Here is a 16419-nt window from a genome sequence, read left to right on the forward strand (position 1 = left end):
TTTGCGGACCCGCGATCCATGGCGTATGAACAGGTGCTCTCCCAGGACGAGGTCGATGCGCTGCTGCAGGGCGTCACCGGCGGCGACCTCGACCAGGCCGCCGCGCCCGCGCCGCCGCCCGACGGCCTGCCGGCCTACGACCTCGGTGCGCCCGACCGCGTGGTGCGCAACCGCATGCACACGCTGGAGGTCATCAACGACCGCTTTGCGCGCGGCCTGCGCAGCGCGCTGCTGAACTTCATGCGCCGCAGCCCCGACATCTCGGTGGGGCCCGTGCAGATCCAGCAGTTCGGCGAGTTCGTGCGGCACCTGCCGGTGCCCGCGAACATCAACATGGTCCACATGAAGCCGCTGCGCGGCACCGCCCTCTTCGTGTTCGACCCGAAGCTGGTGTTCCTCGTGGTGGACAACCTGTTCGGCAGCGACGGGCGCTACCACGTGCGCGTGGAAGGGCGCGACTTCACGCGCACCGAGCAGCGCATCATCAAGCGCCTGCTCGACCTGTCGCTGCAGTGCTACGGCGACGCATGGCAGCCGGTGTTTCCGCTGGCCTTCGACTACGTGCGCGCCGAGATGCACGGCAAGCTCGCCAACATCGTCGCGCCCAACGAGGTGGTGATCAACACCACGCTGCAGATCGAGTTCGGCCCCATCGGCGGCTTCCTGCACGTGTGCCTGCCCTACTCGATGATCGAGCCGATCCGCGACCTGCTGTCCAACCCGATCCAGGACGAGGTCGAAGTCGACAAGCGCTGGGTCACGCAGATGTCGCGCCAGATGCAGGCCGCCGACGTCGAGCTCACCGCCGACTTCGTGACCATGCCCTCGACGCTGGGCGAGGTGATGAAGCTGCGCGTGGGCGACGTGATTCCCATCGAGCTGCCGGCGACGGTGGTCGCCAAGGTCGGCGGCGTGCCGGTGATGGCCTGCGGCTACGGCACCTCCAACGAGCGCTACGCCCTGCGCGTGCAACACATGATCTCCCACCAAGACAGCGATTCGAAGAACGACCATGACTGACAACACCTCTGCCGCCAGCGACGCGGACGACTGGGCCAGCGCACTGGCCGAGCAGACCGCGGCCAGCGCGCCCGCGCCCGACCCGGCCGTGGCTCCCGCAACGGCGCAGGTCTTCCAGCAGATCCAGGATGCGCCGGCTGCCTCGTCCGCCACGCCCGTGGACATCGCGCGCGTGCTCGACGTGCCGGTGCAGCTCACCGCCGAGATCGGCCGCACGCGCATCACCATCAAGAACCTGCTGCAGCTGTCGCAGGGCTCGGTGGTGGAGCTCGACGGCCTGGCCGGCCAGCCGCTGGACGTGCTGATCAACGGCTACCTCATAGCGCAGGGCGAGGTCGTGGTGGTGAACGAGAAGTACGGCATCCGCCTGACCGACATCGTCACGCCCTCCGAGCGCATGCAGAAGCTCGCGCGCGCATGAACCTGGCGCGGGTGTCTTCGCTGCTTGCGCGGAGCGCCGCGCTGCTGGCGCTGGGCTTTCATGCGGCGCATGCGGCCTTGCCCACCGTGCCCACGCCGGTGCGTGAAGCCGCGCCGCCCGTTGCGGTCGGCGGCGCGGGCCTGCTGCAGGCGGGCTTCGGCATGGCGGCGGTCGTCGGCCTGATCTTCCTGTGCGCGTGGCTGGCGCGGCGCTTCGGCCTGCAGCGGCTGGGCGGCGGCCAGGTGGTGAAGGTGGTGTCCACCGCCATGGTCGGCCCGCGCGAGCGCGTGGTCGTGGTGGACGTGGCCGGCCAGTGGCTGGTGCTGGGCGTCACCAGCAGCCAGGTCCGCACGCTGCACACGCTGCCGGCCCAGGCAACGCCTGCGACAGTCACACCCATGTCGCCACAGAACCCGGTGGGCCTCTTCGCCCAGAAGCTGCGCGATTCGCTCGCCGGCAAAGCGCGCACCGCGCCATGACGCGCCCTGCCCTGCACCGCGGCCTGCGCACCGCCTTGCTGCTGCTCGCCGCCACGCTGCCCGCCGCCGCGTGGACACAAGGGCTGCCCGGCCTCACGAGCACGCCGGGCCCCGGCGGCAGCCAGACCTGGTCGCTGAGCGTGCAGACGCTGGTGCTGCTGACCTCGCTCACCTTCCTGCCCGCGCTGCTGCTGTCGATGACCAGCTTCACGCGCATCCTCATCGTGCTGGGCCTGCTGCGCACCGCCATCGGCACGCAGACCTCGCCGCCCAACCAGATCCTGGTGGGGCTGTCGCTGTTCCTCACCTTCTTCGTGATGTCGCCGGTGTTCGACAAGGCCTACACCGAGGCCTACGTGCCCTTCTCCGAAAGCAAGCTCAGCGCCGAAAAAGCGCTGGAGCGCGGCATCGCGCCCTTCAAGACCTTCATGCTCAAGCAGACGCGCGAGACCGACCTGGCCTTGTTCGCACGGCTCGCCAAGGCGCCCGAGATGCAGGGGCCCGAAGACGTGCCGCTGCGCATCCTGCTGCCGGCCTTCGTCATCAGCGAGCTGAAGACGGCCTTCCAGATCGGCTTCACCATCTTCATTCCCTTTCTCATCATCGACCTCGTGGTGGCGAGCGTGCTGATGTCGATGGGCATGATGATGGTGCCGCCCGCGTCCATCGCGCTGCCCTTCAAGCTCATGCTGTTCGTGCTGGCCGACGGCTGGCAGCTGCTGATCGGTGCGCTCTCGCAGAGCTTTTATTTATGACGCCCGAATCCGTCATGACCATGGGCCACCGGGCCATGGAAATCTCGCTGCTGCTGGGTGCACCGCTGCTGCTGGTGGCGCTGGTGATCGGCCTGGTGGTCAGCATCTTCCAGGCGGCCACGCAGATCAACGAGGCCACGCTGTCCTTCATTCCCAAGCTGCTCGCGGTGTTCGCGACGCTGGTCATCGCCGGGCCGTGGATGCTCGACCGCATGCTCGACTACATGCGCGCCCTGTTCGCCAGCATCCCGCAGATGCTGGCGTGACGCCCTCGGTTTTCTCCGTCACCTCGGGCCAGCTCGAGGCCTGGCTGGTGGCCTTCCTCTGGCCCTTCGTCCGCATGCTGGCCATGGTCTCCACGGCGCCGGTGTTCGGCGAGCCCTGGGCGACGCGGCAGGTGAAGGTGGGCATCGCCGCCGTGCTGACGCTGGTGATCTCGCCCACGATCGGGCCGCTGCCGGCGGTGCCCGTGGTGTCGGCGGGCGGCTTCTGGATCATCGTGCAGCAAGTGCTGATCGGCGCCGCCATGGGCTTCTCGATGCGCCTCATCTTCACGGCCGTGCTGGCCGCGGGCGAGTACATCGGCCTGCAGATGGGGTTGTCGTTCGCATCTTTCTTCGACCCCATGAGCCACGGCAGCACGATGGTGGTGTCGCGGTTGCTGAACATGCTGGCGATGCTGATCTTCATGGCGCTGGACGGCCACCTGCTCATGCTGGAGGCGTTGGCCGCGAGCTTTCACACGCTGCCCATCGCCGATGCGCCACTGGCGGCCGGCGGCTGGATGTTCCTGGTGCTCGCGGGCGGCGACATCTTCGCGAGCGGCCTGCTGCTGGCGCTGCCGCTGATCACCGCGCTGCTCACGCTCAACCTCGCCATGGGTATCCTGAACCGCGCCTCGCCGCAGTTCAGCATCTTCGCAGTGGGCTTTCCGCTCACGCTGCTGGCGGGGCTGGTGATGCTGCAGCTGCTGATGCCGCACCTGGCGGCGTTCCTGGAGCCGCGGTTTGCGGAGTCGCTTTCGAACATGCTGCGGTTCACGCAGGGGTTGCGGCGCTGAGGGGATGGCGCGCCACTCCCACTAAGATGATTCCGGCCGCAACACGGAAGGTCGCGCATGTCACACCCCATTTATCTGTCCAGCTCCTCCCTGCCCCGGATGCCGGAAGGCAGCCGCAACGAATGGCGCAGCTTCTTCGGCGACGGCGCCGAGCTGGAGGCCAACGCGTTCTTCCCTCTGTTCTGGCGGGCACTCTTCAGCACCAGCGACATCCGGTACGCGCGCTTCATCGACGAATACGACATCGACGACGAAGCCTCGGCCGTCGACCGCGAGGAATGCATCGAGGATTTCGGCGCCGACGCGACCTACCCCTACCTCGTCATTGACAAGGCCGCAGCGGTTGCGCGGCTGGCGACACGGCGTGAAGCGATCCTCGGCGCCATCGGAGAGCGCTACCGCCCGATCTACGCGTCCTTTGAAGCACTGATTGCGCAGCACTTCGGGGACTACCTCCTGCTGCGCACCTCCGGCTTGCCAGATGCGGCCGACGCCGAGCCATGGCTGCGCGCCGATCTTGGGGACATCGACGGTCTCCACGACAGCAAGGCGCTCGAAAGCCTGATGTCGGATCTTGCGAGGCAAGATGTGGACCCGGTCTGGACCTTGAGCGGCCTCGCGTCATCCAGCGATGGCGCCTGGCCCACGCCGGCGGTGCGAGAACACTTCCCCGACCCGCGACAACGGAAGGCCCGCAGATCGCCGACAACAACACAGCAGATCGACGAACACGATCGCGCGTTCGCGGAACCCAAGGCGCACGCGGCCAAGAGCTGGCTCGACCCCGCCCTGGAATGGCTGGGCGCCTTCGTGGCGGCGGGTGCGGCCTTGGGCGCCTACTACTTCACCCAATCGACCTGGCTGGCCGTGCTGGCATTCTTGTGCGTCGCCGTGGCCTTGGGCTTCGGCATCGCGAGGCTGCGCGCCCCGAGACGATGACCCCGGCCCCGGCCATCAACAAGCCTGCTCCCGCTACATCGCGCGAAACAGGTGCCCGAACGCCCGGCTGACCTTGAGCGATCGCGCCAGGCCCCGCACCGACAGGCTGTAGCGCCCGTTCTCGTCGCGGGTGGCGCTCACGACGCAGTGGGTGTTGACGAGCACGCCGCGATGCACCTGCGTGAAGTCGGTGGCGTCGATCCGCGACACCAGATCGCGCAGGCTCATGCGCACCAGCGCCTCGCCCTGGGCCGTGACGACATTGACGTACTTCTCGGCGGCTTCCAGGCAGATCACCTCCGAGACCGGAATCATCCGCACGGTGTTGCCGACGCCGGCGCGGATGACCTTGATCTTTTCAGGCACATCGGCCGGATCGGTGATCGACTGCACGCGCTCCATCAGGGCCGCCATGCCACCGGCAGCCGGTGTCCGGGCGCGCTCGTGCAACCTGTGCTTCAGGCGTTGCACGCAGACCTGCAGGCGTTCGAGCGTCGCCGGCTTGAGCATGTAGTCCATCGCCGCATGCTCGAACGCCGAGATCGCGAAATTGTCGTACGCGGTGATGAAGACGAAGAGCGGTTCGGCCTGGTCGTCGGGCCACTCGTCGGCGACGGCCTCGGCGACTTCCAGGCCGGTCTTGCCCGGCATCTTGATGTCCAGGAACATCACATCGGGCGCCAGGGTCTGGGCCAGTTCGATCGCCTTCAGGCCATCGTCGGCAACGCCCACGATCTCCAGCTCGGGCCAGGCTTCGTGCAACAAGCGCTGCAGCGTTCTGGACAGCACCGGTTCATCTTCGGCAATCACGCCGCGCCACGCGCTCACGATGGAATCCTCACGACCGCGCGCACGCCGCACGGCGATCGGGCCTGCAGAGACAGGGACGCACGCAAGCCATAGCGGGTCTGGAGGCGGTCACGCACATTTTTCAGTCCGGCCCCGCAGACCTCGTCGCCACCCGAAGCGGGCAGGTGCGGCGACAAGCCCAGACCGGAATCGTCCACAGCGACCTCGATGCCGCCCTCGATCGAACGTGCCAGCACTTCGACGCCCCCTGCGCCCAACTTCGGCTCCAGGCCGTGCCTGATGGCGTTCTCGACCAGCGGCTGCAACAGCATCGGCGGGATGGCGATCCGCTCCAGCTCGGCGGGCAAGTCGAGCCGATAGGCCAGCCTGGGCCCCATGCGCAAGGACATGATGTCGAGGTACGCCCTCAGCTGGGCGAACTCCGACTGCAGCGTCGTCACCTCGTCGCGTGACGCGGCATGCGTGCTGCGCAGGTAGACGATCAGCTGGTCGATCATGCGCTCGGCCTGTCGCGGGTCTTCGTCGACGAGCGAGCGCAGAGTCGCCAGCGTGTTGAACAGCATGTGAGGCTCGAGTTGCGCGCGCAGCAGCCGCAATTCCGATTCGGTGGCCAGGCGCTGGGCGTCGGATCGGGCGACCGCCTCCTTGGCAAGCTGGTCACGCGTTGCAGCGACGTAGAGGACGAACATGGCCAGCACCAGGCCGAAGGCGAACGCCACCATGTAGTCGCTGTCATGACCCACGACGCGGCCGATCGGTTCGTCCAGGATCAGGAGCGCGACCAGGTGCCCCCCGAAGTACCCCGTCGGGATGGCGATCGCGCCGGTCAGAAGCCAACGGGGCAGCGCCTGCATTCGCCGCAGCCGTCCAAAGCGGCCCAGCACCGCGACGCACGCAACGAACACCATGCCGACACATTCGACGAAGACGAACAGGCGCGCCGGTGTTTCGAGCGCAGGAGCGGCCCAGAAGAGCAGCCCGGCCGCGATCGCGCACAGCAGGAACGCGCCGGCCGTCAGCCGCACGGCGCCCAGCCATCGGGCGGGAATCGGTGAATCAACGCGGATCACGGGTGGCCGTCGGCTGCATGCATCGCGCCACTGTAGAGGTTGGCACGCCATGCCGCCACCGATCGAGGGCTCGTGGGGGCGAGTTTGTCCTCGAGCCGTTGTTTGAGGGGACCGAACGGCGACCGCTCGATGCCGCCTCACGACCGTTGATGCCCTCCACCGGGCGTTTGGGCACCAAACCGGATGCGCGCCTGGCTGCGGCCGCCGACAGTGCAGACCTCACCACCCGGGAGTCCCCATGCAACGATCTTCTTCTCTTTCGCACACGCTGCTTTGCGCCGCGGCCGCCGTCTGCGCGGCCCTCGTCACGACGAACGCACAGGCCTACGACGGCATCGTGGAAAAGCAGGTGTTCAACCTGCCCACCTACACGACCGTGAACGGCCAGGTCATCAAGGGCGTGCGCATCGGCTATGAAACCTATGGCCGCCTGAATGCGGCGCGAGACAACGTGATCCTCATCAATCACTTCATCACCGGCACCTCGCACGCCGCCGGCCGGTATGCGGCGAGCGACGCCGCGCCGGGTTACTGGGACACGATCATCGGCGCCGGCCTGCCGATCGACACCGATCGATTCTTCGTCATCGCAACCGACGCGTTGTCCAACCCCAATCGCGCATCGGCCACCGTCGTCAGCACCGGCCCGGCCAGCATCGACGCCGCTACCGGCAAGCCGTATGGCCCGCGCTTCCCGGTGCTGGCTGCGCGGGACACGGTGGAGGTGCAGAAGGCCCTGCTCGATGCGTTGGGCATTCGAACCATTTACGCCGTGGCGGGCGCTTCGGCCGGCGCCTGGATGTCGGTGGAATGGGCCTCGGCCTACCCGGAGCGCGTGCAACGCCTGGTGTCCATCGTGGGTCCTGGCGTCAACAGCCCGGCCTACGCCATCGCCAAGATGAGCTCGTGGGGTGCGGCCGTGCGGCTGGACCCGAACTGGGCCCACGGCGACTACCACGGCAAGGCCGAGCCGCTGGCCGGCATGACGCAGGCCATGCGTCTCGTCACGCTCGACGCGCTCAGCTTCGCCTGGGCCGACAAGGCCTTCGGCCAGAAGTGGGCCGACCCGGGCAAGAACCCCGGCGAAGCGGCTGCGAACCAGTTTGCGGTCGATGCCACCCTCGAGAAGATCGGCGAAGCGCGTGCCAAGGGCATGGACGCCAACAGCTGGCTGTACACGCTGAAGGCCTTGCAGCTGCCCAGCGCCAAGCCAGAACGCATCAAGGCCAGGTCGCTGTTCGTGGGCATCAGCTCGGACCAGATCTTTCCGCCGCTCCTGTCCAAACGCGCCGTGGAGATCCTCAAGGCGCAAGGCACGCCGGCAGAGTATGTCGAGATGAACAGTCCCAATGGCCACGCCGATGCACTGGGTGCCACCATCGGCTTGGCCGGGCCGGCGATTGCGTCGCTCCTGGCGAAGTAGGCACGCGGTCTGTGGCGTTGTCAGCAAGCGTCCGGTCGGGAAGAGGAAGCCGGCCTCTTTCAAATTCCGTCCGCCAGTTTTCTGGGATCGCGCGATGGATGCAGGCTTTCTTTTGGAGGCTGAAGGAGCCATTCCTCAGGCAAATTGCGCCAACCCATGTCCGACGGACCAGTTCTCCCTGGGTGCATCGGCAAGGGTCACGAACACGTCCTCCGGGCGTATCCCCGGACTCTCGGCCAGCAGCTGCGCGATGCGCTGGAACAGCGCCTTCTTCTGCTGCGCGGTGCGCGTGTTGAAAACGGTGATCTGGATGTACAGGAGATCGTCGCTGCGCGCGACGCCGAAGGCGCCTCCATATCGGAAGTTGGCGGCCTCGTGCTCGGTGATCGTCATGAACTGGTCGTCTTGCGGCACGTTCAACGTGTCGCGCAGGGCGCGATAGAGGCTGTCGAAGATCGCCTGCCGGTAGGCCTCTGGCTTTCCCGCGCGCATCGAGATGTGAATGGTGGGCATCGCTGCTCCGGGTCATGGTGGAACAGCGGATGTTATGTATTCAGATTTGCTATTGATACTTATCTCAATAACAATCTTTTGTCATGACTGATCGCCCGCTGGATCTCGACGCCGTTCAGGCCTTCGTTCGCATCACCGAGCTGGGCAGCTTCACGCGCGCCGCGGAAGTCATGCAGACCACGCAGGCAGGGATCAGCCTGAAACTGAAGCGCCTGGAAGACAGGCTGGGCTGCCGGCTTCTGGAGCGAACGCCCCGGCACGTGGAGCTGTCGGCGCGCGGTGCCGCCTTCCTCGGACATGCCCGGGAACTCCTGGCGGTCCACGATCGCACGCTGGCGGCCTTTGCGAGCGCCCGCCAGCGGCTGACCATCGGCATCAGCGACCACGTGGCAGGCCCGGAGTTGCCCGCGCTGATCGCCCGCATGAACGCGCAAGACGCGCAGCTGCTGATCGACATCCGGATCGGCTCGTCGGGCGATCTGCTCCAGAGCTACGACCGACGGGAACTCGACACGGTCATCGTCCGGCTGCACGCCGGACGCACGGACGGAAAGCTTCTGACGCAGGAGCGCTTCGGCTGGTTCGCTGCCGCAGGCTGGCAGCACCGCGTGGGTGAGCCCCTGCCGCTGGCCACGATGGCGCAGCCCTGCGGGGTGCGCGCGTTGGCGGAGCAGCTTCTGGACACGGCCGGCATCCCGTGGACCGAGGTGTTTGTGGGGGGCGGCGTCGCGGCCGTGGCGGCGGCGGTGATGGCCGGCCTGGGCGTCGCGGCGTTGGCGCCGCGCATGCTGCCCTTAGGCTGCGTCGACGTGGGGCCCAAGCTGGGCCTGCCCGACCTGCCCCGCCTGCCGGTCCTGCTGCACTCCAGGGTCCGGGAGGGTCGGGCGCGCGAGGCCGTGGACGCACTGTCTGCGGCGTTCAGGAGCGTGGCGAGAAACTGATCCGACTGCGTCAGGGCGCGCGTTCGTCCACCACGAAGCCCCAGAAATCGTCGTCGCAGTGGATGCAATGGTCCAGGAAGGACTGCATGCCGCTGGCGTGGAACCACACCAGGCCCTGCGCCTCGTCGCACAGCGCATCGGCCTGCGCGTCCAGGCTGAGCGATGGGAGGTGGGCCAGTTCCATGTCGGCCAAGAACTCCTGCGTGTCCAGCTTGCCTGCAAAGAGGTCGTGGTCGAGGCTGGCGATACGGCCCTTGTGCCGGCCGTGCAGCACCTCCACGAACGGGTTGCCCGCGGGGTCGCTGCCGATGTCCAGAAACCAGGCGGCCAGCAGGCTCTCGGCCTGCAACGTCTCCAGGTCGCAGTGGGGGTCCGATGCGCCGAAGCTGTTGAGCACCCGGAAGTTGGCGTGCGAGGCGCTGCTCGCCGTGCCGTCTGGCTGCACGTAGGCCGCGATGTCGCCTGCCTGTTCCATCTCGTACAGCGAGAAGCCGTTCTGGGTTCGCAGGAAGGTGGCGTAGGCGTCGGAGAAACCGAGGCGGCGCTGCAGCGCGTCGACCGCCTGTGCGGAGGCCGGTGCGCGGCCAAAGGGATTGGGGAAAAGTACTTTCATGGCGTTCGCTGCAGCCTAACGCGGATCACGGTGCGCCGGCCCCGCTTCGCTTTCGTGCACCGCCCCTATCGGCCAGGCAGGTTCAGGCCAGGGCCCATTCTGGGCCAGAAGCCGAACCGCGAGAATGCGGGGCAACAGACACTTCAGAGGAGCTCGCCTTGACCACCGTCGCCATCACCCCCGCCATCCACGTCAGTAACAGCAACGGCTTTGTCCTGTTCGGCGGCGTGAACGTCCTCGAGTCGAAAGACATGGCCCTGCGTGCCGCGGAAGAGTACGTGCGGGTCACGCAGAAGCTCGGCATCCCCTATGTCTTCAAGGCGAGCTTCGACAAAGCCAATCGCTCGTCGATCCATTCCTACCGGGGTCCGGGCCTGGAAGAGGGCCTGAAGATCTTCGAGGCCGTCAAGGCGGCGTTCGGCGTGCCCGTTCTCACCGACGTGCACGAGCCCTGGCAGGCGAAACCCGTCGCCGAAGTGGTGGACGTCCTGCAGCTGCCCGCGTTTCTCGCCCGCCAGACCGACCTGGTCGTCGCGCTGGCCAAGACCGGTAAGGTCATCAACGTCAAGAAGCCCCAGTTCCTGAGCCCGACGCAGGTGCTCAACATCGTGGAGAAGCTCAAGGAGGCGGGGAATGCCTCCGTCATCCTGTGCGACCGCGGCACCTGCTTCGGCTACGACAACCTCGTGGTCGACATGCTCGGCTTCGGCACCATGAAGAAGGTCACCGGGGACCTGCCGGTCATCTTCGACGTGACGCATTCACTCCAGCAACGCGAGGCCAACGCCATCGCCTCGGGCGGGCGGCGCGAGCAGGTGGCCGAGCTGGCGCGTGCGGGACTGGCGGTGGGCCTGGCGGGCCTCTTTCTCGAAGCGCACCCCGACCCGGCGCAGGCGAAATGCGACGGCCCCAGCGCCCTGCCGCTGGACCAGCTGGAGCCTTTCCTCACGCAGCTGAAGGCGTTGGACGACCTGGTGAAGTCGTTCGCGCCCTTGCACATCCGCGCCTGAACAAGGCGCTGCGCCGTCGCGCACGCACGGGCCTCTAGCGGCTGTCGAGGCGCGCCTTCATGTAGCAGGCCCGCAGCAGCGCCTGTTCGCGATGGGGATCGTGCAGGCCATTGCCCATCGGCCGGGTCCGGCTCGCCGCCTCCTGCAGCGCTCCCGCGTGGTACTCGGCCAGCGACTGGGGCGGAACCGCCAGCGCGCCTGCGGCGTATTCGACCCTGGCTTTTTCCGTCATCCAGCCCTGCACGCGCTCGCGAGACCCGGTGTGCGTGCGGCGGTAGTAGCGGTCGGCCTCCACCTCCGATTGATAGAAGGTGTCGATGGCGGTCCGCAGGGCGTCCGAACACCGCGACATCAGCATGTCCACGGAGGGTTCGCTGCGCGAGGATGCTCTCGCTGCGGGGACGCTGCCCGCCTGAACCGTCGGACGTTCCGGCGCCGCGGCCTCGTTCGGCATGGCGGCCGAGTCGCAGTTCCTCGCGCCCGAATGCCTGCATTCGGAGACGAGCCGCACGTACTCCTGCTGATAGACCTTGCGCGTGGCCACGCGGTCGTCGGGCGTCAGGTTGCCGCAGCTGCGGTCGAGGTACTCGATCATCGTGTAGTTGTGGACCCGGTCCGCGCTGGGGCCCGAGGCCTGCGTGGCGCGTTGCTGCAGCGCCTTGCATTCTTCGGAGGAGGCGCGCGTTCGCTGCGAGGGCGCCGGATTCGCAGCCTTCGCCTCCTTCTCGGAGAAGCAGTACCCCCGGTAGCCCCGTCCTTCCACGTACCGCCAGCGGCCCGTGCCCCGGTGCTTGGTCGAGCAGGCCCACCAGTGCACGGTGCCGTGCAGGAGGTTGCCCTCCTTCTTGCCGGGGCCCAGCGTGCTGAGTCCGCCGTTGGGGCACTGGAAGGCCTCGGAGCTGTCGAAGAAGTGCTTGGTCTGCCGCGGGTTCTCGACGCAGAAGCCGACGTCGACGCTGTAGTTGCACTGGTTGAAAAGCGTGCTGTCCTTGCCGATGACGCAATGGCTGTCGGTGCCGTCGTTCGCAGCCAGGGCGGGCAAGGCCGTGCCCAGCAGGAAGACGCTCAGGGCCAGGGTGCGAACGATCGGCATGCTTTTCTCCTCCAGGATGGCGCCTGAATCTAGCCCGACGATTCGCAAACGAAATACCGCTTTTGTGGGAGGCCACGGGAACCGGTGGCCCGCCTCGCAAGACGCAAGTGGAGAAGCAATCCCACGCCAACGGCAGGTAGCTTGCTTCCTGCGGCGGGTTCATCGCACCCGCGCTGTCTCGTTTCTATTCCTCCGGCCTGACGTCCATTCCCAGCGCCTCGGCGATGGTCAAGGCTTGCACGGCGGTGATGACTGCGCCTTGGAGCTGCACGTGCTGCGGTTCGAGTGCGCTCAGGTCACTGCCACGCAGGTCGCACCGCGAGAGGTTGGCGCTGTGCAGCCAGGCCCCCGACAGATCGACATCGCGAAGCACGCCGCCGTCGCATCGTGCGCCCGTGAGGTCGACCTCGCGCATCCGTGTGCCGTTGAACGACGCCTTGCGCAAGTCGGCACCCGGAAGGCCGGCAAACGACCAGTCGCCGCCGACCGCTTTCATCACCTCGAACATGCAGCCATCGAACATGCTGCCGATGAACTTGCAATCGACGAAGCTGGCGTCGAAGAACTTGCAGGCGACAAACGTGCAATTGACGAAAGCCGCATCCGTGTGGACCGACGAATTGAAGCGCGCGCTCCGGAACGTGCAGTCGGTGAACACCGAGCCGGTGTTCCTGGCCTCCGTCATGTCCAGATCGCTGAACAGGACGGCGGTGTAGGTTTGCCGGTCGATGTCCTTCCCGTACCAGCGCTCTCCAGCCAGCGTGGTCCGGGTCGCAGGTGCCGGTGCCCCATATGCACGTTCGGCCATGGATCGATTCTCCGAGGAAGGTGGGCGTGGTGCGCTGCTGCCAGGCGGACGACCGACGGCAGCCAGTCGACGCATTCTGCCCGCGTCCATCGCGACGATCGGCTTCCCCCTCCAGTGGCCAGCACGCAGCCGCTGGCCACCCCACCCTCACAGGTAGTTGAAAAGCGAGATGCTGTTCAGCTTGGCAAACGTCATCTGCGTCGCCTGCAGCGAAGACTGCCGCTGGTAGAACTCGGAAATCGCCGTGTACGGATCGAGGTCCTCGATCGACGACAGGTAGCTTTCTTCCTGCAGCTTGTTCATCGCACCCGCGCTGTCGAGCGCCTGCAGCTCGACCTGGCGCGAGCCCACCGACGACAGCACCGTGAGCACGTTGTCGTGCGCGTTCGTGACCTTCACGTTGGCGGTGCTCAACGCATTGCGCAGCTGCGCCTGGGCCGCCGCGCCGCCACCGTTGAGCGGTGCGCGCAGCGCTGTCACCAGCTCGCCCAGGGCCGCGAAGATGTCGGTGCCGGCGTTCTGCGCGGTAGACACGTCGAAGCTGTCGCCGTTGGCCGGCGTGCCGCTGATGGCGATCTGCACGCCGCCGAACGAGATCGGGGTGCCGGCGGTGAACGGGCCGCTCGCGGCCACCACGGGCGGCGTGTCCTTGGTCATCACCGTGTAGTCGGTGCCGGTGAAGCGGATGGTGAAGTCCTTGCCGTAGTTCGGTGCGGTGGCGTCGGTGATGCTCACGGCACCGAACACGCCCGAGCCGGTGTTGGCAGGCGAGCCCGAGGTCACGTAGCCCGCACCGCCCTGCACCGACTGGAAGATGCTGCGGCCGTCGTCCGAGGTCGACATCTGGCGCGCCACGTCGATCTGCATCAGCCGCTCGCCCTGGTCGCCCACGTACTGCACGCCGCCGCCGGCAGCCATCACGAAGGGCGGGCTGCCGCTCTTGTAGCCGGCGAACAGGTACTGGCCGCTGCCGTTGTCGCTGTTGGCCACGCCCACGAGCTGCTCCAGGCTGCTCTGGATGGCCGTGGCAAGCGAGCCGCGGTCGGCGTCCGACAGGCCGCCGCCGCCGGCTTGCACGACCAGCGTCTTCACGTGCTGCAGGATCGACGTCACCGAGTCGAGCGCGTTCTCTTCGGTCGACAGCGCCAGTGCCGCGCGCTGGCGGCTGGTGGCGAACTGGGCGCCCTCCGCCAGCGTCTGGCTCACGCCGAGCGCGCGCGCCGCGCCCACCGGGTCGTCGCCGGCCGACAGGAACTTGGAGTTGGTCGCCAGCTGCTGCTGGACCTTGAACAGCTTCTGCTGCTGCAGGCCCATCGACTGCAGGCTCTGTTCGTAGAAGGATTGGGTGCTGATGCGCATCGCGGGTCCTGGAATCTGTACAAAAGGGTTCAGCTACGGATGCCGAGGATGGCGTCGAACATCGCCGAGGCGGTCTGGATCACCTTGGCGTTGGCCTGGTACATCTGCTGGAACATCAGCAGGTTGCCGGTTTCCTCGTCCTGCACCACGCCCGAAATCGCGCGCTGGCTGGCCTTGATCTGGCCGGTGACGCTGTCCTGCGTGACGGCGGCCACCTTGATCGACATGGCGCGGTTGCCGACGTCGCTCACCAGCTGCGAGTAGGCGCCGTTGAAGGTCGCGGTGCCGTTCGACATCGTGGTCTTGCGCTGCAGCGCGCCCAGCAGCAGCGCGTTGCCGCCGTCGGAAACACCGCCGGTGTTCTTGCCGATGGTGAAGGTGTCGCCCTGCGCGGGCGCGCCCGTCATGGCCACGGTGATGCCGTCGAAGCTCATCTTCGCGCCGGCCGTGTAGGGCACGGGCGTGCCGGCCGGGTAGCTGGTGGCGGTGCCGTCGGCGCGCGTGACGGTCACGGCCGAGCCGGCCGGAAAGCCCGACAGCGTGCCGGTGCCCGCGTTGAAGCTCAGCGTGACGTTGCCGGCCAGCGGCGAGCCCGGGTAGGCCGCGTCGACGGTGGCCGCGCCCAGTGCGCCGCTGCCCTTGTTGCCCGCGGTGTTGCCGGTGATCACGGGCGAGGCGGCGGCCACCTTGGCCGGGTCGCGCACCAGCACCTCGAGGTCGCGTGCGCCGGTGCGCGTGGGCTGCACCAGGAACGAGTCGCCGGCCTGTGCCGTGCCGCTCGCGGCCGTGAGGCTCACGCCGTCGAAGCTGATCGGGAAGGTGGTGAAGCTGCCCATCGGCGTCTTGTCCGAGAGCCGCGTGACCGTGTAGGTGAGCGTGCCCCCGACGTCGGTCACGCTCACGTTGTAGTCGCTGGTGGTGAGCTTGGACGCATCGGTCAGCGTGGCGCCGAGCTCGAGGTTGCCGCTGTTGCCGGCGTTGGCGATCGTGCCCGGCACGGCCTGTGAGAAGAAGTTCTGGCCCAGCGCGCCGTTCAGGTCCACGCCCAGCTTGTGTTGCGCATTCACCGCGTCGGCCACCGACATGGCGAGCCGGCCGACGGCGTTCTGCGTGGGGATCAGCGTGTCCTTGCGGAAGGCCATGAGGCCGCCGAGCACGCCGCCGGTGAAGGCGCTGTCGTCGAGCTCGACGGTGTTGCCGGCAAAGCCCGACAGCGCCACCACCTGGCGCGTGGGGTCGGCCGACGACGTCACCGCCGCCATCTTGGAGGCGTGGTCGCCCACCACCAGCGACTGGCCGGTGGCGATGAACACGTTGTACTTGCCGTCGTCCTGCTGCAGCACGCGCACGTCGACCACCTGGCTCAGCTCGCTCACGAGCTGGTCGCGCTGGTCGAGCAGGTCGTTCGGCGCCTGGCCGCCGGCCACCGCGCTCATCTGGCTGATCTGCTGGTTCAGGCTGGCGATCTTGGCGGCGTAGGTGTTGATCTGGCTCACGCTGCCCACGATCTGCTCGTTGACCGAGGTGTTCAGGTCCGACAGGTACTGGTCGGTCGCGCGGAACTTGCTGGCCAGCGACTGCGCCGCGCTGATCATCTGCTGGCGCGCCGCCGGGTCGGCCGGCGTGTTGGCCACACCCTGCACGCTGGTGAAGAAGCTCTGCATCAGCGGCGCGATGCCCGAGGTCTTGTCGGCCAGCAGCTGGTCGATGCGGTTGACCTGCACGCCGTTGGTGGCCAGCGCGGCCGACTGCGACTGCGCGGTGGCCAGCTGCGCCGTGAGGTAGCGGTCGTAGCTGCGCGACACGGTCGTCACGTTGGCGCCCGAGCCGATGAAGCCCGAGCCGCTGGCAATGCCGCCGGCGGAGGCGATCTGCGCGATCTGGCGGCTGTAGCCGGCCGTGTACACGTTGGCGGTGTTGTGGGCCGTGGTCATCAGCGCGGTGCGGGCGACCGCGAGGCCGCTCAGACCTGTGTAGAACATGCTTCCGGACATAAGGCTTTACCTGTCAAAGGGGTGTGGGGGAGCGGCATCACGCGATGCCTCCCCATGGTTATCGGCAGCGCGCGCCCGAAGTTGAGGGCGCGCGGTGTCATTGCGCCTGGC

The 16419-nt window shown here is 67.5% G+C and carries 18 protein-coding genes; 10 read left to right on the top strand and 8 right to left on the bottom strand.

The window, feature by feature from the left end; all coding sequences use genetic code 11:
- The first annotated feature begins 18 nt into the window (after positions 1–18).
- The 7 genes from fliM to AC57B8_RS34355 are packed head-to-tail and all read left to right on the top strand — an operon-like array spanning position 19 to position 4674.
- Complete coding sequence (fliM, locus tag AC57B8_RS34325; RefSeq protein WP_062469328.1) at positions 19–1020, top strand: flagellar motor switch protein FliM; 1002 nt, start codon at positions 19–21, stop codon at positions 1018–1020.
- Complete coding sequence (gene fliN, locus AC57B8_RS34330; RefSeq protein WP_062469325.1) at positions 1013–1441, top strand: flagellar motor switch protein FliN; 429 nt, start codon at positions 1013–1015, stop codon at positions 1439–1441. The genes fliM and fliN overlap by 8 nt, the downstream gene beginning before the upstream one ends.
- The gene (gene fliO / locus AC57B8_RS34335; RefSeq protein WP_496482099.1) at positions 1438–1920 is read left to right on the top strand and encodes a flagellar biosynthetic protein FliO; all 483 of its coding nucleotides are present in this window, start codon (positions 1438–1440) and stop codon (positions 1918–1920) included. The genes fliN and fliO overlap by 4 nt, the downstream gene beginning before the upstream one ends.
- Positions 1917–2675 carry a flagellar type III secretion system pore protein FliP gene (fliP, locus tag AC57B8_RS34340; RefSeq protein ID WP_062469318.1) on the top strand — a complete coding sequence of 253 codons (759 nt, stop codon included), beginning with the start codon at positions 1917–1919 and terminating at the stop codon, positions 2673–2675. Before fliO ends, fliP begins: the two co-directional genes overlap by 4 nt.
- Positions 2672–2941, top strand: a complete 270-nt coding sequence (gene fliQ, locus AC57B8_RS34345) for a flagellar biosynthesis protein FliQ (protein ID WP_062469313.1) — start codon at positions 2672–2674, stop codon at positions 2939–2941. Before fliP ends, fliQ begins: the two co-directional genes overlap by 4 nt.
- The gene (fliR, locus tag AC57B8_RS34350; RefSeq protein WP_496482100.1) at positions 2938–3735 is read left to right on the top strand and encodes a flagellar biosynthetic protein FliR; all 798 of its coding nucleotides are present in this window, start codon (positions 2938–2940) and stop codon (positions 3733–3735) included. Before fliQ ends, fliR begins: the two co-directional genes overlap by 4 nt.
- A gap of 57 nt (positions 3736–3792) precedes the next feature.
- On the top strand, positions 3793–4674 hold the full coding sequence (locus tag AC57B8_RS34355) for a hypothetical protein (RefSeq protein ID WP_496482101.1): 882 nt from the start codon (positions 3793–3795) through the stop codon (positions 4672–4674).
- Between the two features lie 33 nt (positions 4675–4707).
- Here AC57B8_RS34355 and AC57B8_RS34360 read toward each other — a convergent pair whose 3' ends face one another.
- Positions 4708–5502, bottom strand: coding sequence for a LytR/AlgR family response regulator transcription factor (locus AC57B8_RS34360; RefSeq protein ID WP_496482102.1), 795 nt, complete (start codon positions 5500–5502; stop codon positions 4708–4710).
- Complete coding sequence (locus AC57B8_RS34365; RefSeq protein ID WP_496482103.1) at positions 5499–6554, bottom strand: sensor histidine kinase; 1056 nt, start codon at positions 6552–6554, stop codon at positions 5499–5501. The genes AC57B8_RS34360 and AC57B8_RS34365 overlap by 4 nt, the downstream gene beginning before the upstream one ends.
- Before the next feature lie 238 nt (positions 6555–6792).
- Here AC57B8_RS34365 and AC57B8_RS34370 point away from each other — a divergent pair, with 238 nt between their 5' ends.
- Entirely contained in the window at positions 6793–7977 is a 1185-nt protein-coding gene (locus AC57B8_RS34370) for an alpha/beta fold hydrolase (protein ID WP_496482104.1), read from the top strand.
- Positions 7978–8112: 135 nt separating this feature from the next.
- On the opposite strand, the gene AC57B8_RS34375 is transcribed toward AC57B8_RS34370, so the two are convergent.
- Positions 8113–8490, bottom strand: a complete 378-nt coding sequence (locus AC57B8_RS34375) for a tautomerase family protein (RefSeq protein WP_062469294.1) — start codon at positions 8488–8490, stop codon at positions 8113–8115.
- 83 nt (positions 8491–8573) lie between these two features.
- On the opposite strand from AC57B8_RS34375, the gene AC57B8_RS34380 reads away from it, so the two are divergent.
- Positions 8574–9431: a LysR family transcriptional regulator gene (locus tag AC57B8_RS34380; RefSeq protein WP_496482105.1), complete on the top strand. Its 858-nt coding sequence runs from the start codon at positions 8574–8576 to the stop codon at positions 9429–9431.
- Positions 9432–9441: 10 nt separating this feature from the next.
- Here AC57B8_RS34380 and AC57B8_RS34385 read toward each other — a convergent pair whose 3' ends face one another.
- On the bottom strand, positions 9442–10044 hold the full coding sequence (locus tag AC57B8_RS34385) for an SMI1/KNR4 family protein (protein WP_307586315.1): 603 nt from the start codon (positions 10042–10044) through the stop codon (positions 9442–9444).
- Positions 10045–10202: 158 nt separating this feature from the next.
- Between AC57B8_RS34385 and kdsA the strand changes: the two genes are divergently transcribed.
- Positions 10203–11054 carry a 3-deoxy-8-phosphooctulonate synthase gene (gene kdsA, locus AC57B8_RS34390; protein ID WP_496482106.1) on the top strand — a complete coding sequence of 284 codons (852 nt, stop codon included), beginning with the start codon at positions 10203–10205 and terminating at the stop codon, positions 11052–11054.
- 34 nt (positions 11055–11088) lie between these two features.
- Here kdsA and AC57B8_RS34395 read toward each other — a convergent pair whose 3' ends face one another.
- From AC57B8_RS34395 to flgK, 4 genes are all read right to left on the bottom strand, one after another.
- Positions 11089–12147, bottom strand: coding sequence for a hypothetical protein (locus tag AC57B8_RS34395; RefSeq protein ID WP_496482107.1), 1059 nt, complete (start codon positions 12145–12147; stop codon positions 11089–11091).
- A 184-nt stretch (positions 12148–12331) separates the two neighbouring features.
- Positions 12332–12955 (bottom strand): pentapeptide repeat-containing protein, encoded by a 624-nt coding sequence (locus AC57B8_RS34400; RefSeq protein WP_496482108.1) that lies wholly within the window; start codon positions 12953–12955, stop codon positions 12332–12334.
- 147 nt (positions 12956–13102) lie between these two features.
- A complete protein-coding gene (flgL, locus tag AC57B8_RS34405; protein ID WP_159274373.1) occupies positions 13103–14314 on the bottom strand; it encodes a flagellar hook-associated protein FlgL in 1212 nt (403 codons plus the stop codon).
- 29 nt (positions 14315–14343) lie between these two features.
- Complete coding sequence (flgK, locus tag AC57B8_RS34410) at positions 14344–16308, bottom strand: flagellar hook-associated protein FlgK (RefSeq protein WP_496482109.1); 1965 nt, start codon at positions 16306–16308, stop codon at positions 14344–14346.
- Positions 16309–16419 lie beyond the last annotated feature (111 nt).

Source organism: Variovorax sp. BGA-UO-ETr-C22 (assembly GCF_059567965.1).